Source organism: Leptolyngbya sp. FACHB-36, from assembly GCF_014695955.1.
Taxonomy (GTDB): domain Bacteria; phylum Cyanobacteriota; class Cyanobacteriia; order Leptolyngbyales; family Leptolyngbyaceae; genus FACHB-36.
Map to the genome: position 1 here is coordinate 1 of NZ_JACJPG010000409.1, position 6171 is coordinate 6171.

General features: G+C 54.3%; 5 protein-coding genes. All 5 read left to right on the forward strand.

Annotated elements, in window-relative coordinates; all coding sequences use genetic code 11:
• Positions 1-1618 (forward strand): polysaccharide biosynthesis tyrosine autokinase (locus H6F43_RS11485; RefSeq protein WP_190342901.1); only part of this gene is annotated, 1618 nt, incomplete at its 5' end.
• Positions 1619-1711: 93 nt separating this feature from the next.
• Complete coding sequence (gene hepC, locus H6F43_RS11490) at positions 1712-2617, forward strand: heterocyst development glycosyltransferase HepC (protein ID WP_190342902.1); 906 nt, start codon at positions 1712-1714, stop codon at positions 2615-2617.
• An 84-nt stretch (positions 2618-2701) separates the two neighbouring features.
• Positions 2702-4561, forward strand: a complete 1860-nt coding sequence (hepA, locus tag H6F43_RS11495; RefSeq protein WP_190342903.1) for a heterocyst formation ABC transporter subunit HepA — start codon at positions 2702-2704, stop codon at positions 4559-4561.
• 56 nt (positions 4562-4617) lie between these two features.
• A complete protein-coding gene (locus H6F43_RS11500; RefSeq protein ID WP_190342904.1) occupies positions 4618-5649 on the forward strand; it encodes a glycosyltransferase in 1032 nt (343 codons plus the stop codon).
• A gap of 61 nt (positions 5650-5710) precedes the next feature.
• A partial coding sequence (locus H6F43_RS11505) for an NAD(P)-binding protein (RefSeq protein ID WP_190342905.1) occupies positions 5711-6171 on the forward strand: 461 nt, incomplete at its 3' end.

A 6171-nucleotide genomic window follows, 5' to 3' on the forward strand; every position in this document is an offset into this window, starting at 1 on the left:
ACAGGTCAACCAAGCCGAGACGAATCTGGAGCAATTTCGCAAGCGGGAAAACCTGGTTAGTCCGGAGCTTCAGTCAAAAGCGATCGTCGAAGGGCTCGCTAGCGTCCAGGATGAGCGACAGAAAAATCGTGCCCAACTGCGGGATACGCAGGCTCGCTACACGGCGTTGCAGCGGCAGCTTGCGCGATCGCCCAACAGCGCTTTACTCAGTGCGCGGCTGAGCCAGTCACCGCGCTATCAAAGTCTGCTGAGCGAGATTCAAAAAACAGAGTTGGCGATCGAACAGCGACGGGTCCGCTACACCGATGACAGCTTTCTGACAAAGCCACTGCTGGAACAGCGCCAGCGCCAGCAGTCACTTTTGCAGCAGGAAGTCGGGCGCGTGCTCGGCAGAACTCCAGCGCAGTTGAATGGCAGTCGCCTCCTGCAAGCTGGACAGCTCGGCACGACTGATCAAGCTCTGGCAAATCAGCTTGTAGAAGCTCAGGTGTCGCTACGAGCGCTGCAAGCGCGAGAGCAAAGTTTGGCTCAGACGGAGCGATCATTTACCGCACAGCTCCGGCGCTTTCCCAGTCTGCTGGCGCAGTTTGGTCGGCTGCAACCGGATGCCGAAATCAACCGCGAAACGCTGGAGCAGTTGTTAAAAGCGCGGCAGGAACTTGCACTAGAAATTGCCCGTGGCGGTTTTGACTGGCAAGTCGTCGAGGAGCCGAAGCTGGGCACGCAGATCGGTCCCAGTCTGAAGCGGAATTTGCTGCTGGGCGCGGTCGCTGGGTTGATGTTGGGCACCGTGGCAGCGTTTGTGCGCGACGCGATCGATGATGCCGTCCACACGTCGGATGACTTGAAGAAACAGGTGGCGCTGCCGCTGCTGGGTATGGTGCCAGAACTATCGCAAGCAGAATTAAGCAGTCCGCTGCTGCTGTTCCGCAAGCCTACGCTGGCAGCTACAACCGAGCGCGTCGTGCAGTGGCAGTCGTTCCGGGAAGCGATGGACTTAATCTATCAGAGCCTGCAACTGCTGCATCCCGATTTTCCACCACGATCGCTCGTGATTACGTCAGCGCTAGCAGGCGAAGGAAAATCGACGCTGGCGCTGGGTCTTGCCATGAGCGCGGCTCGTCTGCATCAGCGAGTGCTGCTGATCGATGCGGATTTGCGGCGTCCTAGCCTACACAAGCAGCTAAATTTGCCGAACGATCGCGGACTCTCGACGCTGCTGACAAGCGATGCGGATCCCAATGAAATGCAGCCCACGGCGTCCTATCACAACATTTCGGTCCTGACCTCTGGACCACCGCCCGCCGACCCTGCCAAGCTGCTTAGCTCCCGCCGGATGGGAGAGTTACTGGCAGCATTTGAGCAAAACTACGACCTTGTGCTGCTGGATGCGCCCCCCGTCCTCGGCATCGTAGACACGATCGTCACGGCGTCGTTTTGCAGCGGTGTGGTGCTGGTCGGTCGCATCGACCACGTCACCCGATCGCAGCTAACCCAAGCGACCACAATGCTCAACAAACTCAACGTCATTGGCGTAATTGCCAATGGAGCCAGTCGCGCCAACAACAGCTACGTCGCCTACGAAAAACGCAGCAATGCCCTGTTTCAGTCGAGTTAGTGCCTAGTTCCGTGAATGAGTTGCTCAACCAAGCAACTCAACCAGTCCGTCAGCCCCCGACCGTCTGTTTATTTTAATTGCTAGGTGTGTGTCATGAATCTACCGTCTCTTGTTAACCGCGCCCCCTCACAATTGAGTCCGATTCTGTCTAATTACCTGCTGAAGTGGCGACAAGACCAACTGCTGGTCACTAAAAATCCATCACAGACTGAGATGCTGCCGTCGTTTGAAGCCTATCTGCGGCTGGTGGCGTGCATTGATCGATCGCCCGTTAAGCTGGTTCGGCTTTCGTCAACGTTTGGAGAGCGCGAGATTTCGCTGTGGGCGAATGCGTGCAGTCAGGCGGGCAAAGCCGTCTTCCTGCAAGTGCCCAATACGGCAACGCTGCCGAAAAAACAGGCAGGGTTTAGCTGGCGGCTGAAGCGTGCGTTTGATTTGGTTTTGGCGACGCTTTTGCTGCTGCTGTTGGGTCCGGTGCTGCTGACGATCGCCCTCATCATCCGCCTCGACTCGCCTGGACCGATTCTATTTCAGCAGTGGCGCGTCGGAGAGCGTGGCAAACTGTTTCGCATTTTCAAATTTCGCACGATGATCGTTGGCGCGGAAGCGCTGCACCATCAGGTCATGGGCAACCAATCGGGATTGCACAAGCACACGAACGACCCTCGCCTCACCTCGATCGGACGCTGGTTGCGCAAATACAGCCTGGACGAACTGCCACAGTTGTTTAATGTGCTGCGCGGCGAAATGAGCCTGGTGGGACCGCGACCCTGGGCGCTGTACGATGCTGTACGAATTAGTCCTGACATGCGGCAGCGCTTAAATGCACTACCCGGAATTACTGGCTCGTGGCAAGTCACATCGCGATCGAACCTGCTCGATTTAAACGCAGTTAATCGCCACGATTTGGACTACCTCAGCAGCTGGTCGCTGTGGCAAGACATCAAGATTCTGCTAATGACGCTCCCCAAAGTAATTTCAGGATTTGGAGCCTATTAATTAATTCATAATTATGAATTTTGAATGACCGTTCAATTCAGAATTCAAAACTCATAATTCGGAATTCATCATCCGTACTCACTCATGCAGATAAACGTTCCTATTTTCCGTCGCTGGCTACAAACGACGCGCATTTGGCAGAATAACGACTTGATTCTGCGAGAGTTTCAATTCTTTCCTAAAGTCGCGATCGCGGCGATTGTTTTCTCGCTCCTAGCAGCGATGCTGGAAGGATTTAGCTTAGGATTTCTGCTGGCGTTTCTGCAAAGCTTGGTCAGTCCGGATGCCGCCCCATTCCATACAGGAATTTCCTGGTTCGACACCTGGATTCTGGGTGTGCAGGAGTCGAGCAACAATCGGCTGTACCGCATTTCAGCACTAATTTTGCTAGCGACGTGGCTGCGAGCGCTGTTCAACTACCTGACGCAGATTTATACCGAATTAACGCAGTTAAATTTGGTCGATCGCTTGCGCAGGCGGATTTTTGAGCAACTGCAAGCGTTAAATTTAAGCTTTTTTGCAAAAACACAATCTGGTGAGTTAATTAACACAATCACGGGTGAAATTGGACGATTGCAGCAGGCATTTGGGCTGTCAGCATTTATTTTGACCAAGGGGCTGACGCTGGCTGTGTATACGGTGCTGCTGTTTCAGATTTCCTGGCAGCTGACGGTGATTTCGGTGCTGCTGTTTACGCTGCTGGGAGTTGGGTTGTCGAATTTGAATCGGCGCGTGCGCGAATCGAGTTTTGCGGTGTCAACGGCTCACGGTCGGTTGGCGGCGATCGCGGTTGAATTCATCAATGGTATCCGCACGGTGCAGGCATTTGGCACTCAGGAATTTGAGCGTAATCGCTTTTACCGCGCCAGCTCTGATGTGGTACAAACGTCGATTCGAGCCTCGCTGGGACTCGCGATCGTACGACCGCTTGCAGAAGGGCTGGCAACCACGATTTTGGTCAGCATGATCGTTGTCTCAATCACAATTTTTGTGGCGAACGGCACGCTGGAAACGGCGTCGCTGCTGACGTTTCTATTTATTCTGTTTCGACTCGTCCCCGCCGTGCACGAAATTAACGGCAACCGAGCGGCGCTCAGCAGTTTTCGCGGCTCAATTAACAACATTCAGGAACTGCTGCGAACCAACAACAAGCCATATTTACGCGATGGAGACCGTCCCTTTCAGGGGTTGCAGCGGGCGATCGAGTTTATTTCAGTCGATTTCGGCTACGAACCCGATGCGCCCGTTTTGCACAACCTGAAACTGACCCTGCGACATGGCGAAACCACGGCGCTGGTTGGCGCATCCGGGGCAGGAAAATCGACGCTGGCTGATTTGGTTCCGCGCTTTTATGACCCCACCGATGGCTGCATTTTGATCGATGGCGTGGATTTGCGAGACTTCCAAATTCAGTCAATTCGGCAAAAAATGGCGGTCGTGAGTCAAGACACGTTTATCTTTAACGCCACTGTGCGGCAAAATATCGCCTACGGTTCCCCCGATGCCAGCGATCGTGCGGTCCTAGAAGCCGCCCGCCTCGCCAACGCGCTGGAATTTATCCAGGATCTACCGGATGGCTTCGATACCGTGCTGGGCGATCGCGGGGTTCGGCTATCGGGTGGACAGCGCCAGCGATTAGCGATCGCGCGGGCGCTCCTGCGCGATCCCGATGTGCTGATTCTGGACGAAGCCACCAGCGCCTTAGATTCGGTGTCGGAACGCCTGATTCAGGAATCGCTGGAAAAGCTATCCAAGGGACGCACGGTCATCACCATTGCCCATCGTCTCTCGACGATCGTCCGCGCCAATAACGTTGTGGTTTTAGAACAGGGACGCATCGTGGAGCAAGGCAGCTATCAAGAGCTGCTGAGTCAGCGTGGCAAGCTTTGGCGCTATCACCAAATGCAGCACGAAGCGAATGAACGAGTCAGGAGCGAGGAGTAACGCCAGCCGTGAATCGTTAAGAACTAAAACTGAACGACTAAAGAGGAGGAATCATAGTGAACCCAATTGAGGCGTTAAAAGACGTACCCACGATCGCCCCCATTCCCGACGGGATGGAGCGCCCGCTCTGGTCTGTGATGATTCCGACGTACAATTGCGCCGAGTTTTTGCGGCAAACACTCAAGAGCGTGCTGGACCAGGATTTGGGTCCAGAGCACATGCAGATTGAAGTGGTGGATGATTGCTCGACGCAGGACGACCCGGAAGCCATTGTGCGAGAACTGGGGCAGGGACGAGTCAGCTTCTATCGTCAGCCCCAAAATGGCGGAGCCATTCATAACTTTAATACCTGCATCAGCCGCAGCCGAGGACAGATTGTTCACATTCTGCACGGCGATGATACGGTGCTACCGGGCTTTTATCGATCGCTCGAAACCGGATTTCAGCAATCACCGGAAATCGGGGCGGCGTTTTGTCGGCAGGTCTACATTACCGAAACCAATCAGCAGCGGTTTCTGTCGCCGCTGGAGCAAGAACAGGCAGGCGTCTACGCCGATCTACTCCAGCGATTGGGCGTGTGGTGCATGATTCAAACGCCGTCGATCGTGGTTCGTCGATCGGTGTATGAAGCGATCGGAGGCTTTCATCCAGCGCTATTTCACGCAGGCGATTGGGAAATGTGGCGGCGGGTCGCCACAAATTATCCAGTGTGGTATGAACCACAGCCGCTTGCCTGCTACCGCACCCACGAAGCCTCCCACACATCCAGCCTCGTCCGCTCTGGTCGCAATATTGCCAATATTCACCAGTCGATCGACATTGCCCACACGTATTTGCCCGAACGTGACCGCGATTCATTGACCACTCAGGCAAAGGAATTCTACGCAATGTTCGGCTTTGAAAGTGCCTGCTGGCACTTTATTCGGCGCGACTGGAGCGCGGCGATCGCCCAACTGACCGAAGCGCTCAAATGCAGCCGCTCTCCTAAAACGCTAGAGCACATGCTCCGCTTCGTCCTTGGGGTGATTAATCGCCGCAGCCGTCGCGCAATATCCAAAGCCACAGAGTTTGAAGTTTCGAGTTCCTGATTTTCGGTGCGCTGTTCGCGTTTAAATTTCACTCTTCCCCTATCTACCAAAGGCCCCTACCATGTTTGACTACCTTATTGTCGGTGCAGGATTCGCTGGAAGCGTGTTGGCTGAGCGCCTTGCTAGTCAAGCAGGAAAAAAGATTTTGATTGTGGATGTACGATCGCACATCGGCGGCAATGCGTACGACCACTACAACGAAGCCGGGATTTTGGTGCATAAGTACGGTCCGCATATTTTTCACACGAATTCCCGCCAGGTGTTTGAGTATCTGTCGCAGTTTACCGAGTGGCGGACGTATGAACATCGCGTGCGGGCAAGCGTAGACGGGCAACTGGTGCCGATTCCAATTAATCTCGATACGGTGAACTCGCTGTATGGACTGAAATTAACGTCGTTTGAAGTCGAACAGTTTTTTGCCTCGCTGGCAGAACCGAAAGACACGATTCGCACATCAGAAGATGTGGTGGTGAGTAAAGTCGGACGCGAACTGTACGAAAAATTCTTTCGCGGCTACACACG